At 61.0% G+C, this 26101-nt stretch carries 25 protein-coding genes and 1 tRNA gene; 14 read left to right on the forward strand and 12 right to left on the reverse strand.

The window, feature by feature from the left end:
* Positions 1 to 44: 44 nt before the first annotated feature.
* Both HK26_RS02875 and tsaD read right to left on the reverse strand, forming a co-directional pair.
* Complete coding sequence (locus HK26_RS02875) at positions 45 to 866, reverse strand: 23S rRNA (adenine(2030)-N(6))-methyltransferase RlmJ (protein ID WP_086638416.1); 822 nt, start codon at positions 864 to 866, stop codon at positions 45 to 47.
* Positions 863 to 1969: a tRNA (adenosine(37)-N6)-threonylcarbamoyltransferase complex transferase subunit TsaD gene (gene tsaD / locus HK26_RS02880; protein WP_086638417.1), complete on the reverse strand. Its 1107-nt coding sequence runs from the start codon at positions 1967 to 1969 to the stop codon at positions 863 to 865. The genes HK26_RS02875 and tsaD overlap by 4 nt, the downstream gene beginning before the upstream one ends.
* Before the next feature lie 146 nt (positions 1970 to 2115).
* Between tsaD and hemC the strand changes: the two genes are divergently transcribed.
* Together hemC and HK26_RS02890 are read left to right on the forward strand one after the other, a co-directional pair.
* Entirely contained in the window at positions 2116 to 3192 is a 1077-nt protein-coding gene (gene hemC, locus HK26_RS02885; protein ID WP_086638418.1) for a hydroxymethylbilane synthase, read from the forward strand.
* A gap of 15 nt (positions 3193 to 3207) precedes the next feature.
* Positions 3208 to 3930: a uroporphyrinogen-III synthase gene (locus tag HK26_RS02890; protein ID WP_086638419.1), complete on the forward strand. Its 723-nt coding sequence runs from the start codon at positions 3208 to 3210 to the stop codon at positions 3928 to 3930.
* A 63-nt stretch (positions 3931 to 3993) separates the two neighbouring features.
* Here the strand turns inward: HK26_RS02890 and secB are convergent, their stop codons facing one another.
* Complete coding sequence (gene secB / locus HK26_RS02895) at positions 3994 to 4491, reverse strand: protein-export chaperone SecB (protein ID WP_086638420.1); 498 nt, start codon at positions 4489 to 4491, stop codon at positions 3994 to 3996.
* 333 nt (positions 4492 to 4824) lie between these two features.
* Here secB and HK26_RS02900 point away from each other — a divergent pair, with 333 nt between their 5' ends.
* The 4 genes from HK26_RS02900 (at position 4825) to HK26_RS02915 (ending at position 8682) form a co-directional block, all read left to right on the forward strand.
* Positions 4825 to 5505, forward strand: coding sequence for a Tim44/TimA family putative adaptor protein (locus HK26_RS02900; protein WP_086638421.1), 681 nt, complete (start codon positions 4825 to 4827; stop codon positions 5503 to 5505).
* The gene (locus HK26_RS02905) at positions 5502 to 6356 is read left to right on the forward strand and encodes a DNA-methyltransferase (protein WP_086638422.1); all 855 of its coding nucleotides are present in this window, start codon (positions 5502 to 5504) and stop codon (positions 6354 to 6356) included. Before HK26_RS02900 ends, HK26_RS02905 begins: the two co-directional genes overlap by 4 nt.
* A 122-nt stretch (positions 6357 to 6478) precedes the next feature.
* Complete coding sequence (locus tag HK26_RS02910) at positions 6479 to 7897, forward strand: cytochrome-c peroxidase (RefSeq protein WP_086638423.1); 1419 nt, start codon at positions 6479 to 6481, stop codon at positions 7895 to 7897.
* 161 nt (positions 7898 to 8058) lie between these two features.
* Positions 8059 to 8682 carry a Smr/MutS family protein gene (locus tag HK26_RS02915; protein WP_086638424.1) on the forward strand — a complete coding sequence of 208 codons (624 nt, stop codon included), beginning with the start codon at positions 8059 to 8061 and terminating at the stop codon, positions 8680 to 8682.
* On the opposite strand, the gene HK26_RS02920 is transcribed toward HK26_RS02915, so the two are convergent.
* Together HK26_RS02920 and hemF are read right to left on the reverse strand one after the other, a co-directional pair.
* Complete coding sequence (locus tag HK26_RS02920) at positions 8662 to 9804, reverse strand: hypothetical protein (RefSeq protein WP_143296280.1); 1143 nt, start codon at positions 9802 to 9804, stop codon at positions 8662 to 8664. The two genes, HK26_RS02915 and HK26_RS02920, sit on opposite strands and share 21 nt — an antisense overlap.
* 100 nt (positions 9805 to 9904) lie before the next feature.
* On the reverse strand, positions 9905 to 10819 hold the full coding sequence (gene hemF / locus HK26_RS02925; RefSeq protein ID WP_086638426.1) for an oxygen-dependent coproporphyrinogen oxidase: 915 nt from the start codon (positions 10817 to 10819) through the stop codon (positions 9905 to 9907).
* 165 nt (positions 10820 to 10984) lie between these two features.
* On the opposite strand from hemF, the gene HK26_RS02930 reads away from it, so the two are divergent.
* The 3 genes from HK26_RS02930 to HK26_RS02940 are packed head-to-tail and all read left to right on the forward strand — an operon-like array spanning position 10985 to position 13795.
* Positions 10985 to 12163 carry a cytochrome b gene (locus HK26_RS02930; RefSeq protein WP_086638427.1) on the forward strand — a complete coding sequence of 393 codons (1179 nt, stop codon included), beginning with the start codon at positions 10985 to 10987 and terminating at the stop codon, positions 12161 to 12163.
* Positions 12160 to 12921, forward strand: a complete 762-nt coding sequence (locus HK26_RS02935) for a cytochrome c1 (protein WP_086638428.1) — start codon at positions 12160 to 12162, stop codon at positions 12919 to 12921. The genes HK26_RS02930 and HK26_RS02935 overlap by 4 nt, the downstream gene beginning before the upstream one ends.
* Complete coding sequence (locus tag HK26_RS02940) at positions 12908 to 13795, forward strand: S-methyl-5'-thioadenosine phosphorylase (RefSeq protein WP_025827611.1); 888 nt, start codon at positions 12908 to 12910, stop codon at positions 13793 to 13795. Before HK26_RS02935 ends, HK26_RS02940 begins: the two co-directional genes overlap by 14 nt.
* A 203-nt stretch (positions 13796 to 13998) precedes the next feature.
* Here the strand turns inward: HK26_RS02940 and HK26_RS02945 are convergent.
* Positions 13999 to 14084, reverse strand: a tRNA-Tyr gene (locus HK26_RS02945).
* A gap of 213 nt (positions 14085 to 14297) precedes the next feature.
* Here HK26_RS02945 and panB point away from each other — a divergent pair.
* The gene (panB, locus tag HK26_RS02950; protein WP_086638429.1) at positions 14298 to 15116 is read left to right on the forward strand and encodes a 3-methyl-2-oxobutanoate hydroxymethyltransferase; all 819 of its coding nucleotides are present in this window, start codon (positions 14298 to 14300) and stop codon (positions 15114 to 15116) included.
* Positions 15117 to 15234: 118 nt separating this feature from the next.
* On the opposite strand, the gene HK26_RS02955 is transcribed toward panB, so the two are convergent.
* Positions 15235 to 16326: an NADH:flavin oxidoreductase/NADH oxidase gene (locus HK26_RS02955; protein WP_086638430.1), complete on the reverse strand. Its 1092-nt coding sequence runs from the start codon at positions 16324 to 16326 to the stop codon at positions 15235 to 15237.
* 95 nt (positions 16327 to 16421) lie between these two features.
* Here HK26_RS02955 and HK26_RS02960 point away from each other — a divergent pair, with 95 nt between their 5' ends.
* Positions 16422 to 16742 (forward strand): ArsR/SmtB family transcription factor, encoded by a 321-nt coding sequence (locus HK26_RS02960; protein ID WP_025827618.1) that lies wholly within the window; start codon positions 16422 to 16424, stop codon positions 16740 to 16742.
* Between the two features lie 10 nt (positions 16743 to 16752).
* Here HK26_RS02960 and HK26_RS02965 read toward each other — a convergent pair whose 3' ends face one another.
* The 5 genes from HK26_RS02965 to argH all read right to left on the reverse strand — a co-directional run bounded on the left by HK26_RS02965 (position 16753) and on the right by argH (position 23797).
* Positions 16753 to 17736: a zinc-dependent alcohol dehydrogenase family protein gene (locus HK26_RS02965; RefSeq protein WP_086638431.1), complete on the reverse strand. Its 984-nt coding sequence runs from the start codon at positions 17734 to 17736 to the stop codon at positions 16753 to 16755.
* Between the two features lie 194 nt (positions 17737 to 17930).
* A complete protein-coding gene (locus HK26_RS02970; RefSeq protein WP_086638432.1) occupies positions 17931 to 20735 on the reverse strand; it encodes a DUF4175 domain-containing protein in 2805 nt (934 codons plus the stop codon).
* A gap of 3 nt (positions 20736 to 20738) precedes the next feature.
* A complete protein-coding gene (gene lysA / locus HK26_RS02975) occupies positions 20739 to 22082 on the reverse strand; it encodes a diaminopimelate decarboxylase (RefSeq protein ID WP_086638433.1) in 1344 nt (447 codons plus the stop codon).
* Between the two features lie 117 nt (positions 22083 to 22199).
* A complete protein-coding gene (locus HK26_RS13400) occupies positions 22200 to 22340 on the reverse strand; it encodes a hypothetical protein (RefSeq protein WP_180539284.1) in 141 nt (46 codons plus the stop codon).
* Positions 22341 to 22345: 5 nt separating this feature from the next.
* The gene (argH, locus tag HK26_RS02980; protein WP_086638434.1) at positions 22346 to 23797 is read right to left on the reverse strand and encodes an argininosuccinate lyase; all 1452 of its coding nucleotides are present in this window, start codon (positions 23795 to 23797) and stop codon (positions 22346 to 22348) included.
* Between the two features lie 245 nt (positions 23798 to 24042).
* On the opposite strand from argH, the gene HK26_RS02985 reads away from it, so the two are divergent.
* The 3 genes from HK26_RS02985 to HK26_RS02995 all read left to right on the forward strand — a co-directional run bounded on the left by HK26_RS02985 (position 24043) and on the right by HK26_RS02995 (position 26076).
* Positions 24043 to 24351, forward strand: coding sequence for a hypothetical protein (locus HK26_RS02985; RefSeq protein WP_086638704.1), 309 nt, complete (start codon positions 24043 to 24045; stop codon positions 24349 to 24351).
* An 88-nt stretch (positions 24352 to 24439) separates the two neighbouring features.
* A complete protein-coding gene (locus tag HK26_RS02990; protein ID WP_086638435.1) occupies positions 24440 to 25210 on the forward strand; it encodes an N-formylglutamate amidohydrolase in 771 nt (256 codons plus the stop codon).
* A complete protein-coding gene (locus tag HK26_RS02995; RefSeq protein WP_086638436.1) occupies positions 25207 to 26076 on the forward strand; it encodes a shikimate dehydrogenase in 870 nt (289 codons plus the stop codon). The genes HK26_RS02990 and HK26_RS02995 overlap by 4 nt, the downstream gene beginning before the upstream one ends.
* The last annotated feature ends 25 nt before the right edge of the window (positions 26077 to 26101 follow it).

A 26101-nucleotide genomic window follows, 5' to 3' on the forward strand; every position in this document is an offset into this window, starting at 1 on the left:
GGACATGGTTGCCCCCTGCGCGTTGCAGGGGGAGGCTGTTGTGCTTATTCAGGTACAAGCTCACTGACGATGGCTTCAAACGCACCAAGGGCGGTTTTCAGCCGGTTGAGCTGTGCCTTGGCCTGCTCGGCAAAACCATAAGGCGGTTTGATCACCAAAAGACCTGCGCCGTTAAGGGCATCGGGGTTATGGGGTGGGCGCATCAGCAGTTCGGCAACCAGAACATTGCGATACCCTGCCTGCTCCACATTGGTGTGGAACTGGCGCACCGGAGTTCTGTGCTTGATGGGGTACCACACTGCAATCATGCCTGCGGCAAAGCGGGTGTGAATGGTCTGGAGCGCCTGAGCCAGGCGGTCAAACTCTCCGGGTTCTTCAAACGGAGGGTCGATGAGCACAAGGCCACGTCGGGCGGTTTTGGGGGGGAGGAGTGCGCGCAGGCTCTCATACGCATCGCGCTCATGCACACTGATGTTGGGCTGGCCTGCAAAAAGCCGGTAGAGCGCGCGCTTGTCCACGGGGTGTTTTTCGCAGCAGATCAACTGGTCCTGTGGGCGGAGCATAAGGGAGGCCAGCAGGGGCGAGCCGGGATAAAAGCGCGGCCCCCCGGCTTTGCGTACCAGTTCCAGCCATGGGGTAAGCGGGCTGTCAGGCGCTTCTGCCCAGAGCTTGCCAATACCATCGTGGTATTCGCCCGTTTTTTCGGCCTCCGGGCTTTCAAGGTCGTAGCGGCCAATGCCTGCGTGGGTGTCCAGCACGACAAAGGGCGAATCCTTGCGCAAAAAATGCTGGAGCAGGCTTACCAGCAGCGTGTGCTTCATGCAGTCGGCAAAATTGCCGGCGTGGTAGATGTGGCGGTAATTCATGCTTGGGTCAGACCGGGTTCAAAGCGCTGGGCCATGTCTTCAAGCGGCCAGCGCGGGCGGGGGCGCAGGGTGGTGTTGTTGGGGGTGGGCAGGCCGCGCTCTGCACTCTCCCGCCATGTTTCAAGCGCTGCCCAACCGACCATGACGGCATTGTCAGTGCAGAGTTTGAGCGGTGGAGCCGCAAAGCGCAGGCCGCGCTGCTGGGCAACCTCTTCCAACCGGGTGCGTAGGGCGGTGTTGGCCGCAACCCCGCCCGCTGCGACCAGCAGACGGGCCTGTGGCATCATGTCCAGCGCATGGTTGATGCGATCGGCCACAACATCGGCCACAGCCTGCTGGAAGGAGGCTGCCAGATCGGCGGCAAACTGGTGGGGTAGGGGGGCCTGACCAAAAGGGGCCAGTTTTTGTGCAATGGCGGTTTTAAGCCCGGAGAACGAAAAATCGCAGCCGGGGCGGCGCAGGAGCGGGCGGGGTAGGGGAATGGCGTTGGGGTTGCCCTGTTGGGCCAGTTTTTCCAGTGCCGGGCCGCCGGGCCAGCCAAGGCCGAGCATTTTTGCAACCTTGTCAAAGGCCTCCCCCGCCGCATCGTCTATGGTGCCGCCCAGTTTGCGGTAATGGCCGACACCATCCACAGCAATGCACTGGCAGTGCCCGCCCGAAACCAGCAGCAGCAGGTAGGGAAAAGGCGCGCCATCAGGCACAATACCGGGCAGGCGGGCGGTGAGCGCATGGGCCTCTACATGGTTGACGGCAACAAAGGGAATATCGAGCGCTAGAGCCAGACCCTTGGCAAAACTTGTGCCAACGATCAGCCCGCCAATCAGCCCCGGCCCGGTGCTGGCGGCTACAAAACCCAGATCTGTTGTGCTCAGCCCTGCATCGGCCAGCGTGGCCTCGACCAGACCGGGTAGGAGGGCCAGATGGGCGCGTGCTGCAATCTCTGGCACCACGCCCCCAAAGTCTGCATGCCCATCTTGCGAGACAACACGCTGGGCAAGGCAGGCACCCGTGGGGGAGAGAATGGCGCAGGCGGTCTCATCACATGAAGATTCGATGGCCAGAACAGGCCCGGGGGGCTGAGCTGTGGCGGAAAGGTGACTCATGGACGCACCATAAAAAAAACGGTATTCTTGCACGAATGCAACGGATGGGGAGGGGCGGAATGTTTTTCCGGTCGCGCAAGTTTTTCAGACCAGCCGGGCTTCATCGTATCTTGTCCTTTCTCCATTCCCGGTAATAGACACATCTTATGGATTCAGCCTACCCTTCCTCACCCGTCCTTTCTCCCGCTTTGCAGGAGATCGCCGCGGAAGCCGCCGCACGCCAGAAAAAAGCGGGCAGTCATTCGGGGCGTCATTCCTTGCCCTTGCGCGTGGGTACGCGTGGCTCCCCTCTGGCGCTGGTCCAGACGCGTGCCTTCCTGACCACGTTGACCCGCTTTTGCCCTGTTCTGCGTGACATGAACGCTTTTCAGGAACACCAGATCAACACCACAGGTGATCAGGTGCAAAACCGGCGGTTGGCGGAAATTGGCGGTAAGGGCCTGTTTGCAAAAGAAATTCATGAAGCACTGGCCGACCGGCGGATTGATTTTGCCGTGCACAGCCTCAAGGACCTGGAGACAACACTCCCCCCGGGGCTGGTGCTGGCCTGCACGCTCAAGCGTGAAGATGCGCGTGATGCGCTGATCCTTGGCCCCCGGCTGGAACAGTCCGATCCGGATGATCCGTACTCGGCCCTGCCCGAGGGCGCACTGGTCGGCTGTGCTTCTGTCCGCCGTCAGGCGCAGATGCTGCATGTCCGCCCGGACCTGAAGTTTGGCCTGCTGCGTGGCAACGTGCAGACCCGACTCGACAAGCTTGCCGCCCGCCAATGCGATGCCACCCTGCTTGCGCTGGCAGGCCTGCGCCGCCTTGGCATGGCGGAGCGCGCAAGCATTGTGCTGTCCCCCACCATTATGGTGCCCGCCGCAGGGCAGGGCATTGTGGGTGTTACAGTGCGCGAGGACGATGTGGAACTGCGCGAACTGCTGGCAGCTATTGAGGATTACGAGGCCCGCGCCGTCGCAACGGCAGAGCGCGCCCTGCTGGCCGAGCTTGATGGTTCCTGCCGGACTCCCATTGGCGGTTATGCCCAGATGATCCCCGTTGTGGCTGGGGATGCACCCAAACTCCACCTGACCGGCCTTGTCGCGCGGGAGGATGGGTCCTTCCTGCTCAAACGCAGTGTGAGTGGCGCGCCAGAAGATGCAGCCCGCCTTGGGCGTGAACTGGGGTGCAGCCTGCGTAAGGACAGCCCGGCAGATATTTTTGAGGAAAACGCATAAAAGCAGGCCATACCCATGCCAGTGCCGCGTGGCGTTATTATCACCCGGCCGGAGCCGGGGCTGGGTGAGACGGCATCCGCTGTTGCGGAGCTTGGCTGGGAGCCTGTTCTTGCTCCCGCACTTTCTGTACGGTCCTGTCAGGTGGGCGTACTGCCACGGCGGGTGGCGGCCTTGTTGCTCACCAGCGGGCAGGCGGTTGCCATGGCGGCGGCATGCGTGCCGCTATCTGTTCCTGTCTTTGCTGTTGGTGACCGCACGGCGCAAAAAGCGCGGGAGGCAGGGTTTACTACTGTCCATAGTGCTCATGGCAATGCGCAGGCGCTTGAGCATCTGTTATGCCAGCAGTGTGCGCCAGCACTGGGTAGTCTGCTGCTGTTTTCGGGCGTGGGGCAGGGTATGGAACTGGCCGCCAGCCTGCGTGCGCAAGGCTTCAGGGTTGTGCGGCGGATCGCTTATCGGGCGGACCCTGTGGAGGCACTGCCTGCAGTGGTGGATCACGCGTTACTGGCCGGACAGATTGCGGCTATCCTGTTTTTTTCTGCCCGGAGCGCACAAAGCTGGCTAAAGCGGGCTCCCTCGGTTGGTATGGGCGCGCGGGTGCGGGGAGTGCGTGCGGTTGTCATATCCGATGCCGTGCTCAAAACACTGCGTCAGGCAGGTTGGCAGGGGGGCGTCAGTGTTGCGGCAACTCCTGATGCACCAGCCATGCTGGAGGCCCTTGGAGCATGGAGCGCATAAAAAAAACCGGCACCACAGGGATGCCGGTTTTTTTGTAAGTAACGCCACAAAAGCCGGATAGGCTTATGCGTTGCCTGCCGCTTCGGGGAATTCCGCACGGCGTTCCTGCCAGAGTGCGACAAAGTCGATGGGCTGGAGCACAATGGGGGGAAAACCACCATCGCGCGTCACATCGCTGATGATGTTCCGTGCGAAGGGGAAGATCAGGCGGGGGACTTCCACCAGCAGGATCGGCTCGATCAACTCGGCAGGCGGGTTGGTCAGGGTGACGACAGCGGCATAAACCAGTTCGGTCAGGAACACGGTGCGCCCGGCGGGGCCGTTTTCCGTTGCCGGGGCTTCCTTGGCTTCAGCCTTGATGCTCAGGGTGACCTCGTAAACCATCTGGTCATCCTGCAGGCGGTTGGCCTGCACATCAATGTTCACACCGATCTGGGGCTGTGCGCGCAGAGTGGCAAAAATTTCTGCCCCAACGGGCACTTCAAACGAAAGATCGCGCGTGTACTGGAGGTTAATAGCCAGTGGCAGGGCGGGCGGAACGGACTGGGCAGTATCGGACATTGATGACAGCTTCCTGCTCTCAAACGTATTGGGTTCCTCTAAGGCGGTAGCATGACCTGCGGGGTTAGCCAACACTCCAATCCGGGTATGTTGGGGCCGCGGTCTCCTGCGTGGCAGGTTCAGGCGGTCAGGCAATGTGGGGGCGGCTGCAAATGCCCGCGTGGTTTTTTTAAAACACGAATGCTCTTTTACAAGGGCGGATGGGCTGGTAATCATTGTATCCGCACTCGGTCATGACTATGTGATGACAAGAGCCTGAGGGAAAGAGCGTTTTCCCTGTAATAGACAACCCTGCAAACAGTGTGTGCAGGCAGTTTGGTGGACGGTTAACAGATGGATTTTTCTCTCGACCACTTTCCGGTCGATCTGGTTCTTCTGGCTTTGGTAGCCGCTTTTCTGGCGCTGCGGTTGCGCAGTGTTCTGGGCAAGCGCGTTGGCATCCAGCCCCCTCCCATGCCTGTCACTGCGCGCGCGGATGTGCCGCCACGTGTGGCGGAAAACAAGGTGGAGCCCACAGGCCCCGCCGTTGAATATGATGTTCCTGCCCCCGGCACCAGAGTTGGGCAGTTGCTGGTGGATATTCACCAGCAGGATGCCACCTTTACGCCCCAGCAGTTCCTGATGAGCGTGCAGACTGTCTTTGCACAGGTCGTGGGTGCTTATGCGCAGGGCAACCGTGATGTGCTTAAAACCTACCTGACCCCTGCGGTCTATGCATCGTTTGATGCGGCAATTACCGCGCGGGAGGCAGCAGGTCAAAAGCAGCGGACCGAAATTCAGACCGTGCGCGCGCTGGCGATTGAAGATGTGCGGCTGACGCAGCTGGATGTCGGGCTGGGTGCTGCGGTTGATGTGCGCATTGTGTCTGACCAGATCAGTCTGGTGGAAGATCAGGCGGGGCAGCCTGTGACCGGTACGGATGCAGTAACCGAGTTCTCCGACCTGTGGACACTGGAGCGCCTTCTGGGCGTTGGTGGCAGCGGCTGGCGTCTTGCGGCGGCGCGTAGTGCGTGAGTGCGCATACACCGGCCGGGAAGGCGCTAGCGCCTCCGGCAAGGGCAAAACGGTATAAGGTTGGTCGTCAGGACATTGTTCAGGGCGATTGCCTGCGGGCGCTGCGGCGCATGCAGGCGGAAAGTGTGGATGTTATTGTAACATCTCCCCCCTACAATATTGGCTTGTCCTACCGGAGTTACCCCGACCGGCGGGAGGAAGACGACTATCTGGACTGGATGATGCAGGTTGCAACCCAGTTACAGCGGGTGCTCCGGCCTGATGGGTCTTTTTTTCTCAATATTTCCGGCTCATCCGCCATGCCCTGGCTGCCGTTTGAGCTGGCCGTGCGGCTGCGCGCGTTGTTTGTGCTGCAAAACCATATTTCGTGGGTCAAATCCATTTCCGTGGGGGAGGACAGCTTCGGCCATTTCAAACCCATGAACAGCCAGCGCTATCTGCACCGTGGGCATGAGCATCTTTTCCACTTTACGCTGGAAGGCGATGTGCCGCTGGACCGGCTGAGTGCAGGCGTGCCTTACAAGGATAAAACCAATATTGCCCGTCGGGGCCACCGTCTGGACCGCCGCTGCCGGGGGGATGCATGGTTTATCCCATACGAGACAGTGCGCGGACGGGCAGAAAAATTTGACCATCCCGGCACTTTTCCCATAGCGCTGCCCGAGCAGTGCATTCTGCTCCATGGCAAGAGCGGGGGCAGGGTGCTGGACCCGTTCATGGGTACGGGTACCACCCTGCTGGCGGCCCAACGTCTGGGGTGCAGCGGCATGGGGATGGAAATAGACGCCGACTATGTGGCCATAGCCCGTGCGCGGCTGATGCATGATCTGGTAAACAGCCCCCTCACCTGATCGGTTTTATCAATTATTACGATAAAAATAATCGCTTTGACATTTTGATGTGTATCAAACACAACAGGCCAAAGAATGAATAAAACGTATAAGAGAAAGAAATAGAACCGGGGGATCGGGGTTTGAAACGTATATTGGTATCTTTGGCTGGTGCGGGTTTATTGGCGTATGGTGGTACAGTTGCTTTTTTGCAGCATTACGACCATGTAACGGCAACGGAGTTGGTGGCCAGTTCTCCAACACATAAGGACCCTGTTGCTCTGGCAGCATTTAATGCGCTCAACGAGGCGCGTTGTGATTACTGCCACGCAACCAAGCGTGACCTGCCATTTTACTTCCATCTGCCTGTAGCCAACGCCATTATGGAAAAAGACCTCCATGAAGGCTTGCGCCACTTCCGCATTGAGCCCGTTCTGCATGCGTTTGAGCACGGCACGCCCCCATCGGAGGAGGAACTGTCCCGCATTGAGGAAGTCATTGTGCAGAACCGCATGCCGCCCGCGCAGTACCTGCTGCTGCACTGGCATGCCCATCTGTCCAACGCCGAGCGGCAGGCTATTCTCACATGGGTGCAGCAGACCCGGCGCAAGTATTACGCCAATACAGGTGCGACCGAAGCACTGGCGGCGGAGCCCATACGCCCTGTGCCAGAAAGTGTGCCGGTGGACCCCGTAAAGGTGGCGCTGGGTAAAAAGCTGTTTTTTGATAAAAAACTGTCTGGCGACAACACACTCAACTGCGCAAGCTGCCATGGTCTGGACAAGGGGGGCGTGGATAATCTGGTCACGGCAACAGGGATTGGCGGCCAGAAGGGGCCGATCAATGTGCCCACCGTGTACGATGCCTACTTCAAGGTGGCCCAGTTCTGGAACGCCCGTGCGCCTGACCTTGCAGCACAGGCGGCAGGTCCGGTTATGAACCCGCTGGAAATGGGCTCGCACGACTGGTCGGAAGTGGCGACAAAGCTGGCGGCTGACCCCGACTACGCAGCCATGTTCAAGGCAGCCTTCGGCCCGGATGTGCAGGTTGGCCAGCAGAGCATTACGCAGGCTATCGCAGAGTTTGAAAAAACCCTGATTACGCCCGACAGCCCGTTTGATGAATACCTCAAGGGCAAGGAAGATGCGATCAGTGCGCAGGCCAAACGGGGTTACGAGCGGTTCAAGGCCATTGGCTGCTCGGGTTGCCACAGCGGCATTGGTGTTGGTGGCGGCGGCTACGAGGTTATGGGGCTGGAGGGTGATTACTTCAAAGACCGTGGCCGCAAGCAGACCGATGCGGACGAGGGGATGTATGCTGTCAGCCACAACTCTGCGGACCAGAACCGTTTTGTCGTGCCGACCTTGCGCAATATTGCCCTGAGCGCTCCGTACTTCCACGACGGCAGCGTGAAAACACTGGATGAGGCCGTGCGTAAAATGGCGCGCTACCAGACGCCCGATAGCAACCCGTCCGATCAGGATGTGGCGGATATTGTTGCGTTCCTCAAAAGCCTGACCGGCAAGTATGACGGTCATGACCTGACGGATATCAAACAGTAAAATAACAGCAGGTGGAGCGGGTGCCGTTACTGGCACCCGCTTTCTTTGCTTGAACAACGGCTCGTTCACAGGTGATAAAGCCTGTTGGGCGGGCCGTTTGTGTTTACGGTTACCCTGCACGGGCCAGATCGGTTGGAATAAAGCGCGGTGGGTAAGACAGGGTGGTAAAAAGGCGGCGTCAGTTACAGGAGGCAGAAAAACAGCTCTGGGCGCTGGTGGTGCGGGATGTCGCTCCCCTGAGCGGGGCCAGCCTTGTTCCCCCTACGGCAGACACAGCTTTTGTGGTGGAAGGCGATGTTCCACCCCCCGCCATTCCACAAAAAAACTATAAAAAAGGCTACACGCGGGCCAAGCCGGTGGGGGGGCTGCTGTGGGCAGAACGTCCGCTGGCGGCCGTGGCTCCGGCTCCGCCTCCACTCACCGTGCAGCGTATGCCCCCGGTTGCGGAAAAAATTGGTCAGCGCCAGCCCGGTGTGGATGATTATAGCTGGCGGCGTTTCCAGCAAGGGGACATGCGGGTGGAAAAACGGCTCGACCTGCACGGTATGGTGGCGCAGGAAGCGTTTGTCCGCCTGATGGAATTTATGGATGTCGCCGCCCATCGTGGCCTGCGCTGTGTGGAAATTATTACCGGGCTAGGCACAGGGCAGGAAGGGGGTATTTTGCGGCGCGAACTGCCCTACTGGCTGGAGCGCGCGGAAATACGCACCCGTATTCTGGGGCTGGCTTACCCGCATGTGGGCAACAAAGGGTCCGTACGGATTTTACTGCGCAAGCGCAGGTAGCTGGGGTGGTGCGGAGGCAGCACTTTTCCAGCGTGGCAGGTTCAGCGCCAGCCAGCGGCGGAGCGCCATGCCCACATTCACATCCGGGGTCGCCATATTGTAAAAAGCAATACACTTTGCTCCCGACAGAACCGTCTGCTCACTGGCGAGCGCAATCTGTTGCAGGCTCAGCCGGGCCGCACAGGCTTCTGCCGCATGGCGCCAGCGTGCTACTTTGGCGGGTGGGGTCAGCAGGGGAAGCACAAGTGCGGCTTTAAGGCTGGCGGCTGTTGCAATGGCCTGCCACGCAAGGGGCAGAAAAGCCGGGGTGGATGTCCTGCGCTCACGTAGCAGAACGGTAGGAAATGTGGGGGGCAGAACCATATCCGCCGGTGCGGGAGCCTGCTGCGTGACCGTGTTGAGGAAAAGTGGTGTAAAACCTTTTGCCCCCAGCATGGCCAGCCGCTCCCTGAGTGCTGCATCCATGGGGAGCTGGATGGCATCCACCACACCGCTGGTCAGTGCGGCCATGGCGGTATCCGGTGTTGCATAACCGCTGACGGGCAAAGGCCGCAGTGCCAGCAGGTCAAATGCCAAAAGGGTGGGGAGTTCCGGCCCGCTGGGGGTGGAAACGGCAATGCGGGTGGTCTTGCTGCCCAGAATGACCCCCAGTGAACGGTGGAGGTTAACATGCCCGACAACCACGCTGGGCTGGCAGACACTCAGCACTGGTAGCCAGCGCTGGTAGGCGTAATGGACGCGGCTGTCCCCGGTCATGGAGGCCATGAGCGCGGTGCCGGGTACCAGCAGGCTGCTGGAGGCGCTGCTCAATTGTTCCTGTGCATCAAACAGATTGGCCCCGGTTACCCCGTCCCACCCGGTGGTGAAGGAGAGGTCAAAGGGGGGCTGCCCCAGTTCTTCCGCCATTTGAGGGGCCAGATGGCTGGCCCATGTGCCGCACGGTGTTTCCGCACTGCCAGCAACGATCAGCCTTGTGGTCTGCTCGGAGGTTGAGGTGGCAACCGGACCAACGAGAATGTCATCTGCCGCCCGGGCTGCTGTGGCGGTTGCCGCCAGACACCCCACAGCGCCCCCCAAAAACAGACGGCGGGAGAGGGCGGCACCCTGGCGTTGATGCATCATGGATGAGGCAGGAAGGAGATCAGACAAACACCAGGAGCCTTATTAAAGTTATTGCCGTCTCATATTATGCGAAATTAACGGCAGAAACACGGCCATTTTATTACGGCCATTTAACCTCTGGCGGCATGCTCATCAGAATGGCTTCTGTATGCCCCCCGGTTTTGAGCCCGAACAAGGTGCCCCGGTCGTGCAGAAGGTTGAACTCCACGTAACGGCCACGGCGTACAAGCTGGGCGTCACGCTGTTCGGGGGTCCATGGTTCCATCATGCGGCCACGGATAATGCGCGGATAAGCGTCCAGAAAAGCCAGCCCGACGTCCTTGGTAAAAGCAAAGTCGGCCTGCGCATTGCCGCTATCCAGCCGGTCATAAAAAATGCCGCCAAGGCCGCGCGGTTCGTTGCGGTGGGGCAGGTAGAAGTATTTGTCACACCATGCCTTGAAGCGGGGGTAATACTCCGGGTCATGCGTATTGCATGCCTGCGCAAAGGCGGCATGGAACGTGGCGGCATCATCCTGTGCCTCGTCACTGGCGGGAAACATGGGGGTAATGTCCCCCCCACCGCCAAACCAGCCCTGCGTTGTAATAATCATGCGGGTGTTAAAATGGGCCGCAGGCACAAGCGGATTGCACATATGCGCAACAAGGCTGATGCCGGTTGCAAAAAAATGCGGGTTTTCGCTGGCACCGGGGATGCTGGCGGCAAAGTCGGGTGAAAATGTGCCTTCTACAGTAGAGACATTCACCCCCACTTTTTCAAACACCCGCCCACGCATCAGGCTCATGACCCCGCCGCCACCGGGGGTTTTGTCCTCGTTCTGGCGGGTCCAGCTTTTGCGCTCAAAGCGGCCGGGCTGCTCGTGGCCGGGAAGAATGGGGCTGTTCTGGGCCGCCGCGTCTGTCTCAATCGCTTCAAAAGCGGCGCAGATGCGGTCACGCAGGGTTTCAAACCATGTGCTGGCCGCTTCCCTGAGTGTGTCGTGCGTGGGAACAGAGGCGGGCTTGGTTGGCGTCATGTATCAGGCTCTTTCCATAACAGGTCTGCTGCCTGAGGGGCAGAGAATCGGTTTTGGGTATTTTTCCAAGGGGTGCGCCTTAGGGGCGGTCATTGCAAGATCACGCGGTTCGTCGTTAAACGGAAACCTCGTTCGCCGGGTGGCGGGTCATGGGGGAGAGGTGCAATGGCTGCTAAACCAGTCTGCCACAACGCGCAGGAGGCGGCGCCAACACGACGGGGCCAGCTTGGCGCACGTGTTGCGGCCTATGGTGGTCTGCCGTTACCTGCGGATTTGAACTGGTTGTGGACCGTGGGCGCCATCCTGTGCGCCATACTGGCCCTTATGCTGCTCAGCGGGCTAACTCTTACGTTGGCCTATACGCCTGATGCGGGGTTGGCCTTTGGCTCGGTCGAAGGGATCGAACGCCGCTTGCCCGCAGGTTGGCTGCTGCGCGCCATGCACATGACGGGCGCATCCTTTTTTATGCTGGCTCTGTATGTCCATCTTTTGCGCGGCCTCTATTACCGTTCCTACCAGCCGCCGCGCCGGGCGGTGTGGATGAGCGGGTGCACCCTGCTGGTCATGGTCATGGTTACGGCATTTGCCGGTTACGTGCTGCCATGGGGGCAGATGTCCTACTGGGGGGCGGATGTGGCGGGCAAGGCCGTGGGGGCGTTGCCGCTGGTGGGTGGCTGGTTGGAAGGTCTTTTTCTGGGAGGGGATGCACCGGGTACTCCAACCCTGCACCGTATGTTTGCCCTGCACTTTGGGCTGGCGTTCCTGATTGTAGGCATGGTTGTGGGGCATATTGCGTGTGTGCATGCGCGGGGGAGTTCCAGCCCCTCAGCCTCTGCGGTGCCGGAGCGTGGGATGCTGCCCTTCCACCCGTATTTTACGGTGCGCGACATGCTGGCCATTGTGCTGGTTGCACTCGCATTTGTCGCGGTCATGTGTCTTTGGCCGGAGCTGATTACAGAGCCCGCCAATTACCGCCCGGCCAACCCGCTGCACACGCCAGCCGATATTGAGCCTGAATGGTATTTTCTGCCTTTTTACGGAATGATGCAGGCTGTGCCGTTCAAACTGGGTGGTCTTTTGCTGTCTGGTGGCGCGGTGGCCGTGCTGTTTGCCGTGCCATGGCTGGACCCGGCACACGGTGCCGGGCGACGCACACCTGCTCTGCTGCGGTTTGGCGCCGTGGTGGTCCTTGCTGGTTCGGCCGTGGCAACTGCCTGTGCGGGCCTGCACCACATGCAGGGCGGCTGGCTGCTTGTGGCCCGGTTGGGAATGGTGGGGTACTACGCGTATTTTCTGGTTTTTCTGCCTTTGTCGGGCAGGTGTGGGCAGGGGGCGCAGGTATGATGCGCCGCCAGTTTGCAGCCATTGGCGCAGGTATGCTGTGGGCCTGTAGCGCATGGGCGCAGCCTGCGGGCGGTCCGGCGCATGCGCCCCGGCAGCACTGGTCCTTTGCGGGGCCATTGGGGTCTTTTGACCTGAGCGCGGTGCAGCGGGGCTATGCAGTTTTTGCTGGCTCCTGCGCGTCATGCCACAGCCTGTCCCAACTGCATTTTTCCGATTTTTCGGGCATGGGTCTGAGCGCATCGGAGGTGGTAGCACTGGCGGCGACATGGCAGGTGCCAGACGGGCTGGATGCGGAAGGTCGGCTGAAGCACCGCACTGCCCGCCCGGATGACGCCCTGCCATCGCCCTATTCCGGGCCGGAGGCGGCTCTTGCGGCCAATCAGGGCGTTGTTCCTCCCGACCTTTCACGCATTCTCAAGGTCTATCCCGGCGGGCCAGACAGGCTGTATGGGCTGTTGAGCGGATATGCCCCACAGGCTGAACGGCAGAAAGGGCGCGGTTTTTTTAACCCCTATGCAATTGGTCACTTTACGGCCATGCCCCCGCCGTTGCATGGCAACGAGGTCAAATACGCGGACGGCACGGTGCCGGATGTGCAGGCCGAAGCGCGGGACGTTACGACGTTTCTCGCATGGGTTTCTGCCCCCCATCAGGACCAGCGCCGCAGGTTGGGTGTGGGAGCGGGGCTGTATCTGTGCTTTCTTGCCGTGCTGTTTGCCCTCTTAAACCGGAGAATCTGGTCTGATGTCAGAAAATGAAGTTGTGGAACCCGTTATCGGTCTGGTTGGCGGGTCCGGCCTGTATGATATTGACGGTCTGGAAGACAAGGAATGGCGCACGGTGGAAACGCCGTGGGGCATGCCCTCCGACCAGCTTCTGTTTGGTCGGCTTGATGGCGTAAAATGCGTATTTCTGCCCCGCCACGGTCGGGGGCACCCCATTCCGCCTTCACGGCTGAACTACAAGGCCAATATTGCCGCGCTTAAAATTTCTGGCGTGACCGATATTGTCTCCCTTTCCGCCGTGGGCTCCCTCAAGGAGGAACTGCCGCCCGGCCGGTTTGTGATTATCGACCAGTTTATTGACCGCACCATTGCGCGCGATAAGAGCTTTTTTGATACCGGCTGTGTTGCCCATATTTCCATGGCGGACCCGCTGTGCAACCGCGTAGGTGATGTGCTCAAGGCCGAAGCTGACAAGCTGGGCATTGAGGCGACACGCAAAGGCACGTATCTGGTCATGGAAGGCCCGCAGTTTTCCACACGGGCGGAGAGTGAGCTTTACCGCACATGGGGCTGCTCGGTTATTGGTATGACCAACATGCCCGAAGCCAGCCTGGCCCGTGAAGCCGAGATCTGCTACGCGACCGTCGCCATGGTGACCGATTATGATTGCTGGCACACCGAGCATGATAACGTTACCGTGGACAGTGTTGTCAAAATCATGCAGGCCAACTCCGCCAAGGCCAAGGCGCTGGTCAAGGCGGTTATTCCTGCACTGGGTGGCAAAAAGCGTGGCCTGTGCAGCGCGGGCTGCGACCGTGCACTGGAATACGCCCTGATTACCGCGCCTGACGCGCGTGACCCGGAACTGATGGGTAAGCTTAAAACCATTGCAGGCCGGGTGATTTAAACCACCACAATGCTGCTGGCCCGCAGGAGAACTGCCTGCGGAGCCACGGCTTGAGTTTTTGCTGTGCGGGCAGGTCTGGTTGGGGCCTGTCTGTTCTGCTTTGTGGGGAATGGCGCTCTGGGTGTTGCACGGACCCCAAATGCCAGACGCACGACATTTGATGAAATGCCATGTGCAAACAGAGAATTTTTTATTTGGAAACATGGTGGAGGGGGTTGGATTCGAACCAACGTAGGCGTACGCCAGCGGATTTACAGTCCGCCCCCTTTAGCCACTCGGGCACCCCTCCGACTTGTTGAGCACTGATCTAAAGCCTGATCTGGGGGGTGTCAATGGCTTTGATGAATATTCTTTGCTCATGGTGGGTTAGGGGCTTTTGCCCCGTGTTGTCGTATGGGCGGGCTGGTAAAAGATTTACAGTCATTGGGGTGGACATCCACCAAGGTTCGGGGAAAAGCTGCACCCGGTTTTGAGTGTCCGATAGCTACGGGGAGTTCAGGTTTTGAGCAAACACCACACAGTCCGGCGGCATACGCCCCGCTCGCTGGCGGCACTGGATGCGCCCATTGTCTCCCTGACTGCCTACACGGCACCCATGGCCCGCCTGCTGGACCCGCATTGCGACCTGCTTCTGGTAGGGGATTCGCTGGGTATGGTGGTGTATGGCATGGACTCCACTCTGGCCGTGAGCGTGGAGATGATGATTGCCCACGGGCAGGCGGTTGTGCGCGGCAGCCAGACGGCCTGCGTTGCAGTGGACATGCCGTTTGGCAGTTATCAGGAAAGCCCGCAGCAGGCGTTCCGGGTTGCGGCGGACATTATGGCCCGGACGGGGGCAGGCTGCGTCAAGCTTGAAGGCGGGCGCGAAATGGCGCCGACCATTGCCTTTCTGGTCCAGCGTGGCATTCCGGTTATCGGGCATATCGGGCTTAAACCGCAGGCAGTGCATGCACATGGGGGCTTCCGCACCGTGGGGCGTGGGGATGAGGCCGAGCAGATCATGGCCGACGCGCTGGCGGTGGAGCAGGCAGGAGCCTTTGCCGTGGTGATTGAAAGCACGATGGAGCCGCTCTCGCGCGCGATTACCGAGGCATTGAGCATTCTGACTATAGGCATAGGGGCGTCCCCCATGTGCGATGGGCAGGTGCTGGTGGCCGAGGACATGCTGGGCCTGTTCCCCGACTTTACACCACGGTTTGTACGTAAATTTGCCAATCTGGGGCAGGAGGTAGAGCGTGCAGCGGCGGACTACGCCCATGCCGTGCGCACACGCAGTTTTCCCGGCCCTGCGGAATGTGTGGGCATGCCCAAGGCGGACTGACCTGCCAGTCAGTACCCCTCCGGTGTTGGGGGGGGCTGCACAGGATTTACCCCGCGCAACCGGCGGGGCAAACCTTCCGCACAGGCAGGTTGCCCGTGCGGAAGGGGCGACATACCCGTTACTGGTAGCGTGAGAGCCACCAGGCGTAGGAGGGTGGCAGAATGGTTTTTGCATCTTTTGCGTGCAGGATGCGTGCTGCCTCATGCGGCCAGTGCGGGTTGGCCAGCAGCGGGCGGCCTAGTGTGGCCACATCCACAATGTTGTTGCGGATCAGCGCATCGGCCTGACGCCCTTCGCTGATATACCATGAGGTGGTGACAGGCAGCCCTGCCTCCTGCCGGACCCGGTGCGCATAAGGGGCCATAAAGCCTGCACTCCACGGAATGTTGGCATCAGGTGTGGAAAAACCGATGCTGACATCTATGAAGTCCAGCCCGTGCTCTTTCATCTTACGCACAAGGGCAATGGACTCCTCGAGTGTCTGCTCGTCGTTCCCGTCAAATTCGATCACGCCAAAACGTGCGCTCAGTGGCCGGTCTTCGGGCCAGACAGCACGGACAGCGGCCAGAGTTTCCAGCAAAAAGCGTCCCCGGTTTTCTGCCGAACCGCCATACTGGTCAGTGCGTTTGTTGGAATGCGTGGACCAGAAGCTCTGCGCCAGATAACCGTGGGCAAAATGCAGCATCAGCCACTCAAAGCCCGCATCGCGCGCACGGATTGCAGCCGCCACAAAGTCGCTTTTAACGCGTTCAATGTCCTCAAGGGTCATCTCATGCGGCACGCGGGACAGGGCAGGGCCAAATGCTATGGGGGAGGGGGCAATGGGCTGCCAGCCACGCGGGTCGGAAGGGGGGATATGGTCATCACCTTCCCACGGTATATTGGCGCTGGCCTTGCGGCCCGCATGGGCGATCTGAATACCCGGAGTGGCACCGGTTTTGCGGATACTGGCAACAATGGGGGCAAAGGCCTGCGCCTGTGTATCGTTCCAAAGGCCAAGGCAGTTGGGGGTAATGCGCCCTTCGGGGGAGACAGCGGTGGCTTCCAGCGTGACCAGCCCTGCTCCGCCACGCGCGAGGGAAGCATAATGCACAGAGTGCCAGTCATTGGGTATGCCGTCCTGCGCCTGATACTGGCACATAGGGCCAACAGCAATGCGGTTGCGCAGAGTGCTGCCTTTTAGGGTATAAGGGTCAAAAAGCGTGGGCATGGACCATGTTCCTGCTTACGGGGCGTGATTGCCCGTTAGTTCGAATATAATCGAACTAACGGGCAAAGCAAGAGAAAGACAGGCCAGATCGTGACATGAAGCAGTATGACCACCCCTTGGCGCAGGACCTGCAACTGCCCTGCCTGCTTTACGCCCTGTCCGACCCGTTCCGGCTGGAGGTGGTGCGCAAGCTTGCCCTGTGCCAGCCCCAACCCTGCGCCCCCTTGCAGGACGGGCGGCCAAAATCCTCCGTGTCCCACCATTTTTCGGTCTTGCGCAAGGCAGGCATTATCCGCACCGAGGTGGTGGGCGTAACCCATATGAATTCCCTACGTGAGCGGGAGCTTGAAGAGCGCTTCCCCGGTGTGCTGCGCGCAATTATGGCCGTAGCCATGGCGGAGAGCGCACAGGGGTAGGTGCCTGCGGTCAGGGCACCAGCACGGCCGCACCGTCAAACCGCCCGTGGCGCAGGTCGTCCAGTGCCGTGTTGGCGTCCTTGAGTGCGTAAGTGGTTGTGGTGGTGTGAATGCCGATTCGAGGAGCGAGGGAGAGAAAATCCAGCCCATCCTCCCTGGTCAGGTTGGCGACCGAGACAATCTCGCGCTCCTCCCACAGGCTGTCGTAGGAAAAAGCGGGAATTTCACTCATATGAATGCCCGCACAGACCACGCGGCCCCCTTTGCGCAGGGTTTTAAGGGCAGCGGGGACCAGCGCGCCATCGGGGGCAAAAATAATGGCGGCATCCAGTGGCTCAGGTGGCAGGTCATTGGACCCACCAGCCCATTTTGCCCCCAGAGAGCGGGCAAAATCCTGTGTTTTTGTATCTCCAGAGCGGGTAAAGGCGTACACCTCGCGTTTTTGCCACACCAGCACCTGCGCAATAATATGGGCCGCCGCCCCAAAGCCATACAGACCAACCTTTTGGGCATTGCCTGTTTTGCTCAGTGAGCGCCAGCCGATCAGCCCCGCGCACAGCAGCGGCGCGAGAGAGACATCGGAACCCTCCTCCCCCATGGGGAAGGCAAAATGCGCATCGGCCACCGCCATTGTGGCGTAGCCACCATCACGCGTGTAGCCGGTAAAAACGGGGTGGTCACACAGGTTTTCGTGGTCGCTGACACAATAGGGGCAATGGCCGCATGTGTGGCCAAGCCACGGAATACCCACGCGTTGGCCAACCTGAAGGGAGGTCACACCACTGCCCAGCATGTCCACCCGGCCAATAATTTCATGCCCCGGTGTTACGGGCAGTTTGGGGTGTGTCAGATCGCCATCGACCACATGCAGGTCTGTGCGGCACACGCCGCAGGCCAGCACCTTGACGCGGATCTGCCCGGGGCCGGGTGTGGGGTCTGGCAGTTCCTCCCATTGCAGTGGCGTGCGTGGGCTGTGCAGGCGCATGGCATACATGAAAGCTCTCCCTTTATGGGGCTGCGGGTTTGCAGGCTGGCATGCCGCATTCCCCCGTGGCCGGGCCACGGTGTGGTGGCCTTGTTCCAGTATGTGCCGCCATGACGGGGTGCGCAAAGGTCGGGTCTGTGCATTGCCGGGTTACTGTGGCGGCATAACCGTGTGGCCAGTACCCCAAGGGCGTGGCTGGTGGGTTAGAAAGGTTTGAGCAGACGGTCCAGATAATCCAGTTCCTGCTGCGGGCGGGTCCGTTCTGAATCGCGGCGGCGCAGTTCCTGTTCAATCTCACGCGCGCGCTGGCGGGCTACCGTGTCGGGAATATGGGTGCTGTCATCGGTGTTCTGGTCCGTGCCTTCACCCTCCTTGCGGCCGAGCGGGTCTTTGCCTGTTGTGGTGTCGTCATCCCCGCTGTCGCCCGCGTTGTCTGTCGGCTGGCCGTTATCACTTTGCCCCGCATTGCCCGAACCGGAGGTTCCCTCGCCACTGCCCCCAAAGGAGGGCAGGAAGCTGGGGGGCGCGTTCTGGCCGCTGCCCTTCATGCTGTCCTGCATCTGCTTGCGGCTCTGGCGCAGGGCTTCCAGTGCTTTTTCTTCCGCATTGGCGGCGGCGGCATCATCCCCATCGGCCAGCGCCTTGCGGGCTGCGGCCATGTTTTTACGGGCGGCCTCAAACGCATCGGGGGTTTTGCCGGTGAGTTCTTTGAACTCGTCCTTCAACTCGCTCAGGGCCTGTTCCAGCGCATGCTGGGTCGCACGCTCCGTGCGGCGTGCGGCAGCCTGTGCCTCGGCCTTGGCCGGGTCGGGCAGCCCTGCGGGGGGCTGGTGGGCGCCGGTTGCGCCGGGGCTACCGGTTCCACCCATGTTCTGGGTACTGGCATCGGGCGGGGCGGGGAGCCCCAGCCTGCGCAGTAGTTCGGATGTGGGCAGGTTGGCGTATTCCGCCGCCTCTCCATCCCCATCATCCGCCAGATCGCTCTGTTGTTGGGAGAGGCTGCGCAGGTGTTCGTCAAGGCGGGACTGGGCGTGGTCCAGCAGGCTGGATTCTTTTGTTGTCAGGTCGTGCAGGGCGGCGGCCTGTTCGCGCGCTTTCTGCTGGGCCTGCATCTGCTGGGCCAGAGCGGCAAGGTCCTGCGGTGTGGCGTTGCGCATGCGCTCGGTTGCATTTTCCATATCCTGCAAGCGTTGCATGGCATCGCCTGCGCGGCCATTGGCGGCATCGGAGCGTAACTGCTGCATCAGCCGCTCAAACGCCTTGTTCCCGGCGGCAGAAAAACCGGGCAGGTCGGGGATGGCCGTGTGGTTGCGCAAAGCACTCTCGGCCAGAGCCTGCATTTTGCGGGCAATGGCATCCTGTAGCGCCTTCAGGCTCTGTTCCAGCTCTTCCTGTGCCTGCTGGTTATGGGTGCCGTTACGCTTCATCTCCGCCAGCTTCTGGGCGACGTCGGCCTGTGCTGCCCGTACGTCAATGGAGGCCTGCGCACTGGCATTGTCGCCCGTGCGCCGGTCTTCTATGTCCAGCGCCAGATCCCACAGCAGATTGGTCGCACTTGTGCGTGCGGTCTCGGCGTCTATGTCGGCATTGTCGAGCAGGGCCACAATGCTGGTCATGTTGAGGAACATGCCCGTATGCTCACGCACTGGCCCCGGAGCCTCGCCCAGTGCTTCCAGATCCTGTGCTGTGTCCTCACGCGTTTCCTGCTCCAGTGCAAAGCGACGGCGAACATCCAGAATGGCGCGGGCGATGGGGGAGTGGAAAACCCGGCCCCCAAGCCTGAACGTAACGGGAGCGCTCTCAGCCTTATGCCCGCTGGTGGCGGTGCCGACAATTTGCCCCGTGACCTCCTGCCCGGCCCATGGGTCCTCCGACAGGTCGGGGGATACAACATTTTTAACGGATTTAGGGTGCCCGGTTAAAGGCAGCGGCAAGCTCAGTTCCCGCTTTGGGTTGGCGCCACGGGCAGGGTGGGCTGCGTGCAGCACAACCTGAAGGTTGGATAGCCCATAGGCATGGCTGGCCGTGTAAGGCAGTCTGGTATGCCAGTCACCCTTTGGCCCGGCTCCGGGGGAGGGACCCCATGCAACCTGTGGTGCCAGATCGGGCAGTACGGTAATGGGCCAGCTTGCAAGTGTGCGCCCACGACCACTCAGGCGGAGTACGCCACTGTGGGTCAGTGTGGCTTCCAGCTTCCAGCTATGTGGGTCCAGCTTCTGGCGTTTTGCATCCTGCGCCACCATGCCCCGCAGCCCTTGCAGTGCGGGGTGGGAGGCCATGCCGTTGACAATAACGCTCAGGCGCGCCCCTTCCAGCACCTGCGGTATGGGGTGGCCAGCACTTAAAAAGATGGGGGCATCCGGCGCGTAAGGGGGCGGAGTAATCCATGCGTCAATATGGGGGAGGGGGACGTCCGGGTCGTCCCGTCCGGGAATAAAGGCGGCCAGCACACGTCCGGGGGCCGAGGAGCCTGCCATAGCTGTGGCCAGACCCAGTGCCAGCACCAGAACACCGGCAGTGATCTGGCGGGGGCGACCCTTGGGCATAAGGTGCGGCCAGCCTGCGCGCAATGTACCCAAAGAGGCCAGAAGGCGCTGCCTGTGCGCCTGCCATAAAATGGCGCTGCTGGTATGGGGGAGTGGGGCGGGGGTGTCCGCCAGACTGGCAAGGGGGCGGTTGCGCAGGCCCGATGCCTGCTCGATCCGGTGGTCTATTTCTTCCGGTGTGGCGGGGCGTAGCTGCGCCAGATCGGTGTGGAGCCGCCAGCCACACAGGCTGAGCCAGCCCGCCACACCAACAAGGCGTAAACCATCGGGGAGTTGCTGAGGCAGGCGCAGCAGCCCGGCCAGAGTATAGGCGCCAAGCATGGCCAGCGTGGGCTGGAGTGCTGGCCAGAGCCGCTCGGTGTACAAAACAAGGCCCGCGTGGCGGCGCACATGGGCCAGACGGGCCGCCAGTGTGCCGTCCTGCGCGGTTGACGCGGTCAGATCATGCTTCAGACCGCGCATGCGTCATGCTTTTCCGGTCGGGGGGGCGGGCAGGGTTTCATCCTGCCACATTTCCTCCAGCGTCTGCCGGTGGCGTATGACTGTCCATTGACCGTTCTCCACCAGAACTTCCGAGGCCAGAGGGCGGCTGTTGTAGTTGGAACTCATGACCGTACCATAAGCGCCCGTGTCCAGAATGGCTATACGGGATGCGCGCCCAAGGGGGGGGAGCAGGCGGTCACGCGCAAATGTGTCTCCACTTTCGCACACAGGCCCCACAACATGAATGGGGGCTACAGGCTGGCTAAAGTCCTGTGGCGCAAGGGGGAGAATACCGTGCCATGCCTCATACATGCTGGGGCGGACCAGATCGTTCATTGCGGCATCAAGTACAAGGAAGGGGCTTGGCAGGCCCTCCTCCTTACGCAGGATAACGCTGCTAAGCAGCACGCCAGCCGGGCCGATGGGCCAGCGTCCGGGCTCAATGCTCAGGCGCAGGCCAAGGTCGCCCAGTTCCGCACGCATGGCGCCAGCCAGTGCTTCAGGCTGGCCTTCCACTTCGTTGCGGTAGCTGATGCCAAGCCCGCCGCCGCAATCCACTACCTCAACAGCCAGTCCGCTGGCGCGTACGCTCCGCACCAGATCGGCTATGCGGGCATAGGCGGCATGGTAAGGGGCAGTGGACAGAATCTGGCTGCCAATATGGGTTGCAAACCCGACGGGGCGCAGGCCCGGCAGGGTAAAGGCGCGTGCATACAGGGCGGCCGCATTGGCAAACGGAATGCCGAATTTGTTGTCGGCCAGACCCGTGGTGATTTTTGCGTGGGTCTCGGCATCCACATCGGGGTTGACGCGCAGGGTAATTCTGGCCTGCTTGCCAAGGCGTGTGGCAATGGCCGAGATAATTTCCAGCTCTTCGGCACTTTCCACGTTAATCTGGCCAATGCCCAGACCAATGGCGTGTTCAAGCTCCGCGTCACTTTTGCCCACACCAGAGAACACGACCCGCTGCGCCGGAATTCCCGCCTTTTGTGTGCGGGCCAGTTCGCCACCGCTGACAATATCCGCGCCATACCCTTCCTGCCCGATAATGGACAGGACGGAGAGGTGGTCATTCGCCTTGACAGCATAATGGATGCGTACGTCCAGTCCGGCGTCGGTCATGGCGGTTTGCATGCGTTTGAGACGCTGGCGGAGCGTGTTGGCCCCGATCACCCAGCACGGCGTACCCAGAGCATCGGCAATGGCGTTAAGGGCAACACCCTCCAGCATTAGCCCGCAGAGCGGGTCCGTGCTCAGGTGCGGGTGTGTTGCCAGCAGTTCAGCCAGCGAGGGATCGGCATCGGTATAAACTGGTAAGTCAGCCATGAGGCGAACAGGGCCTTGGAAAAAAGAGGTCAGGGGCAGGGTTGGGCAGGCCGGGTGGCAGGTCAGCCCCCTGCATGTCTGTGCACGGGGGCTGACCTGCCGGACCAGACGTTATGCTCAGTCCGGTGGGTAAACGCGGGGGTAGGTGACATCGCTATGGGGGCCGGGGGGCTGATTTGGCCCTTTTTTGCCGCAGGCGGCCAGTGGCAGGCACAGAGCGGTTGCCAAAAACAGGCCTATAAACAGGCGGGGGGTCATTGCTCTCAGCCTTCTGCGGTCGTGTGTTGGCTGCTGGTCAGGGCCTCCAGCCAGCGGGTGGCCTGGGCCTGCACGTTGGTGGCGGCAGTACCCCCTTCGCTCGTACGCGAGGCGATGGAGGCGTCAACACTCAGCACCGAGTAGATGTCCTGCGTAATGCCCGGTTCCTCGGCCTGCATTTCAGCCAGTGTCAGCTCAGCCAGACCAATGTTCTGGGCTTCGGCCCGCGCAACAAGGCGACCGGTTACGTGGTGGGCCGTGCGGAAGGGCACCTTGAGCACACGGACCAGCCAGTCTGCAATGTCGGTTGCGGTCGAGTAGCCCGAGCCTGCCAGTGCGCGCATCTGCTGGGTGTTTGCCGTCATGTCACGCACCATGCCGTCACACGCGGCAAGGCATAGGGCTGCGGCATCTGTTGCCGCAAAAACGGGTTCCTTGTCCTCCTGCATGTCCTTGGCGTAGGCCAGCGGCAGGCCTTTCATGACCGTCAGCAGGCCGATCAGGCTGCCATTGATGCGGCCTGTTTTGGCGCGGACCAGCTCGGCAGCATCGGGGTTGCGCTTTTGCGGCATGATGGACGAGCCGGTGGTAAAGGCATCGGACAGGCGGATGAAGGAGAAGGGGGAGGAACACCAGATCACGATCTCCTCAGCCATGCGGGAGAGGTGCATGGCCAGAATGGAGAGAGCTGACAGGTATTCAAGCGCAAAATCCCGGTCCGAGACTGCGTCGAGCGAATTGGCTGTCGGGCGCTCAAAATGCAGGAGTTCGGCGGTCATTTTACGATCAATGGGGAAGGACGTGCCAGCAAGTGCCGCCGAGCCAAGGGGGCATTCGTTCAGGCGGCGGCGTGTATCGGCCAGACGTCCGCGGTCGCGGGCCAGCATTTCCACATAGGCCATCAGGTGGTGGCCAAAGGTCACGGGCTGGGCAGTTTGCAGGTGCGTAAAGCCGGGCATGGGGTCTGCCGCATGCTCACGCGCACGCAGGGCCAATGCCCGCATGAGCGAGGCAACCTGCTGGTCCAGCCCGTCTATGGCGTCACGCACCCACAGGCGGAAGTCTGTTGCAACCTGGTCATTGCGCGAGCGTGCGGTGTGCAGCCGTTTGCCTGCCTCGCCTACCCGTTCGGACAGGCGGGCTTCGATATTCATGTGAATATCCTCCAGCGCTTCGGAGAAGGTAAAGCTGCCTGCTGCAATTTCCGAGCCGATTTCGTTCAGCCCTGCGCGGATCGCGGCTTCATCATCCTTGGAGATGATACCCACATGGGCCAGCATGGCGGCATGGGCCAGAGAGCCTGCTATGTCCTGCTTCCACAACGCTTTGTCAAAACTGATGGATGCGTTGATCGCCTGCATGATGTCTGAAGGACCACCGGCAAATCGTCCGCCCCACTGCGCATTGGCATTGGCTGTGGTGGCGGTTTGGGCCGGAGGCTGGTTCGTCAAGGACATGGTTGGCTGACCTGTTTGGTTGCGTGTAGTGTTGAGCCGCAGCCATAATACCGGAGTGGGCTGAATGCAAAGCCCATCCTACCGGCGCATGCCCCATGGCGCAAACCGCCATGTGTGCGCCAGATCATGCCAGCGCTGCGGCGGAAGAGGGCTTTTTATGGCTCATGTGGTGTTTGCAGGGGTGGCTGCACGGGCATTTCTCTGCTTATAAAGTGTTTAAAATACACAGAGTTCAGGAAAAGACCATGGTGCACAAACTTGCAACTTTTGGCGTAATTGACCCGGGCGCAAATGTGCTGCTCGAAGTGATCCGGGCGGAAAACCCGCTTGCCGCAGTGCAGCGGCTGGAAGAAAAGATGCGTGGCCCCGAATACGTGGCGGCCCGCACCTACGCTCAGGGCGGGGAAGAATCGCTTGATGGCACGGACCCGGCTTACCTTGTCTATGCTCTGGATGACAGCGGGCTGGATGCGGAAGGCCTGACGGGGGAAGACGCAGGGCGCGTCAGGGCGCAGGCAGCACTTGCCGCCATTGTTGTCTCTTCCGTTAAATAAGACGCTTGAAAAATTGCAGGTCTGTGTGGGGTGGGGGCGTGCATGGCTCCATGCCCCACCGGGCAGGCAGGCTAATATTTGGGCACTGATGACAGATATACTGGCTGAGAGCTTCAGGGTTTACGGGCGAGACGGGGGTGGCCCCTTTGTGCTGGTCAGTGACCACGCCGGGCAGGCCATTCCTCCTTCACTGGGTGATCTGGGGCTGAGTGATGTTGAGCGCGCGCGCCATATCGGGTGGGATATTGGCATAGACGGCGTTGGCCGCAGGCTGGCGGATGCCCTGCCAGCGGTGCTGGTTGAACAGGTCTATTCCCGCCTTGTTATTGACTGTAACCGCGCGCCCGGCCACCCAACTTCCGTTGTTGTACAAAGTGATGGCACCCTGGTCCCGCGCAACCAGAATCTGGATGCTGCGGATGTGGCATGGCGTGAGCAGACCATCCTGCACCCGTACCATAACCGGATTGCGCAGGAACTGGACGCCCGGCTGGCCCATGGGCGTAGCGTGGTGGTTGTGGCGCTGCACAGCTTTACCCCTGTCATGCACAATGTTGCGCGGCCATGGCATGTGGGGCTGCTGCATAACCATGACCCGCGTCTGGCCCATATCATGATCGAACTGCTGCGGGCTGAAGGGCTGGTCGTAGGGGATAATGAGCCTTACGCCCTGACCGATACATCGGATTACACGGTGCCCCTGCACGGTGAGCAGCGCGCCCTGCCGCATATTGAAATTGAAATCCGTCAGGACCTGATCACCCACCCGGCTGGTCAGGCGGAATGGGCGGCTCGGCTGGCGCGCCTGCTCCCTGAAGCCTGGCAGATTTTTTGCACAAGGTACGAACAGCAGCCATGACCACATCCGCCTCTTCCGTTCCCGAGCAGATCATAACCGGCAAGGCCCGACTGGCAGGGGTGTTGGGCTGGCCGGTTGCTCATTCGCGCTCGCCAGCGCTGCATAACTACTGGTTGCGCCGCTATGGGGTGGATGGGGCCTATGTGCCGCTGCCTGCGGCTCCTGCGCGCTTTGAGGCTGCGGTCAGGGGGTTACAGGCTGCGGGCTTTCGTGGTGCTAACGTGACCATTCCGCATAAGGAGGCGGCCTATAGTCTGGCAGATAAGCTGGACCAGACAGCCCGCCGGGCCGGAGCGGTTAACACGCTTGTATTCCGCGAGGACGGCACAATTCTCGGCCTTTCAACCGATGGGGACGGGTTTGTCGCCAGTCTCGAGGCTGAAGGTCTGCCGCCCCGCCCGCGGACGCGCGCCTTGTTGCTGGGGGCCGGTGGGGCGGCCCGCTCCGTTGCCGCTGCTTTGCAGGACAGGGGGATTGAGGTGTGCATCACCAACCGCACGCAGGAGCGGGCGACCGCCCTTGCAGCCGCCCTGCCGGGTGCGGATGTGCTGCCATGGCCGGTGTGGGAGCGCGAACTGGGGGCGTTTGCCCTGCTGGTCAATACAACTTCTCTGGGTATGGAGGGTGGGCCTGATCCGCTGTTCAGCCCGTCTTTGGCCCATGCGGCGGATGATCTGGTAGTGGCAGACATTGTTTATGTGCCGCGCATGACACCTCTTTTGGCCTCCGCCAGGCAGCAGGGGCTGCGCACGGTGGGGGGCCTGGGCATGCTGCTGCATCAGGCCCGGCTGGGTTTTCGGGAGTGGTTTGGCGTTGACCCGCAGGTGGACAAGGCAACGCAGGACCACGTTCTGGGCAGCTTGTGAGTGCGTGTTACCCCCTTTGATCAGG

Origin of the sequence: Acetobacter okinawensis, assembly GCF_002153655.1 — a bacterium.
Lineage (GTDB): Bacteria > Pseudomonadota > Alphaproteobacteria > Acetobacterales > Acetobacteraceae > Acetobacter > Acetobacter okinawensis_A.

Bases quoted from the DNA above. Each gene is read 5' to 3' on its own strand.
- argH (WP_086638434.1), bottom strand. From the start codon at position 23,797: ATGTCCTTGACGAACCAGCCTCCGGCCCAAACCGCCACCACAGCCAAT.
- hemC (WP_086638418.1), top strand. From the start codon at position 2,116: ATGGATTCAGCCTACCCTTCCTCACCCGTCCTTTCTCCCGCTTTGCAG.
- HK26_RS13400 (WP_180539284.1), bottom strand. From the start codon at position 22,340: ATGACCCCCCGCCTGTTTATAGGCCTGTTTTTGGCAACCGCTCTGTGC.
- HK26_RS02965 (WP_086638431.1), bottom strand. From the start codon at position 17,736: ATGTATGCCATGCGCCTGCACAGCCCACGCACGCCACTGCAATGGGAG.
- HK26_RS02930 (WP_086638427.1), top strand. From the start codon at position 10,985: ATGGCTGCTAAACCAGTCTGCCACAACGCGCAGGAGGCGGCGCCAACA.
- lysA (WP_086638433.1), bottom strand. From the start codon at position 22,082: ATGGCTGACTTACCAGTTTATACCGATGCCGATCCCTCGCTGGCTGAA.
- hemF (WP_086638426.1), bottom strand. From the start codon at position 10,819: ATGACGCCAACCAAGCCCGCCTCTGTTCCCACGCACGACACACTCAGG.
- HK26_RS02890 (WP_086638419.1), top strand. From the start codon at position 3,208: ATGCCAGTGCCGCGTGGCGTTATTATCACCCGGCCGGAGCCGGGGCTG.
- HK26_RS02960 (WP_025827618.1), top strand. From the start codon at position 16,422: ATGAAGCAGTATGACCACCCCTTGGCGCAGGACCTGCAACTGCCCTGC.
- HK26_RS02985 (WP_086638704.1), top strand. From the start codon at position 24,043: ATGGTGCACAAACTTGCAACTTTTGGCGTAATTGACCCGGGCGCAAAT.
- HK26_RS02940 (WP_025827611.1), top strand. From the start codon at position 12,908: ATGTCAGAAAATGAAGTTGTGGAACCCGTTATCGGTCTGGTTGGCGGG.
- HK26_RS02875 (WP_086638416.1), bottom strand. From the start codon at position 866: ATGAATTACCGCCACATCTACCACGCCGGCAATTTTGCCGACTGCATG.
- HK26_RS02970 (WP_086638432.1), bottom strand. From the start codon at position 20,735: ATGCGCGGTCTGAAGCATGATCTGACCGCGTCAACCGCGCAGGACGGC.
- HK26_RS02935 (WP_086638428.1), top strand. From the start codon at position 12,160: ATGATGCGCCGCCAGTTTGCAGCCATTGGCGCAGGTATGCTGTGGGCC.
- HK26_RS02900 (WP_086638421.1), top strand. From the start codon at position 4,825: ATGGATTTTTCTCTCGACCACTTTCCGGTCGATCTGGTTCTTCTGGCT.
- HK26_RS02990 (WP_086638435.1), top strand. From the start codon at position 24,440: ATGACAGATATACTGGCTGAGAGCTTCAGGGTTTACGGGCGAGACGGG.
- tsaD (WP_086638417.1), bottom strand. From the start codon at position 1,969: ATGAGTCACCTTTCCGCCACAGCTCAGCCCCCCGGGCCTGTTCTGGCC.
- HK26_RS02920 (WP_143296280.1), bottom strand. From the start codon at position 9,804: ATGATGCATCAACGCCAGGGTGCCGCCCTCTCCCGCCGTCTGTTTTTG.
- HK26_RS02995 (WP_086638436.1), top strand. From the start codon at position 25,207: ATGACCACATCCGCCTCTTCCGTTCCCGAGCAGATCATAACCGGCAAG.
- HK26_RS02955 (WP_086638430.1), bottom strand. From the start codon at position 16,326: ATGCCCACGCTTTTTGACCCTTATACCCTAAAAGGCAGCACTCTGCGC.
- secB (WP_086638420.1), bottom strand. From the start codon at position 4,491: ATGTCCGATACTGCCCAGTCCGTTCCGCCCGCCCTGCCACTGGCTATT.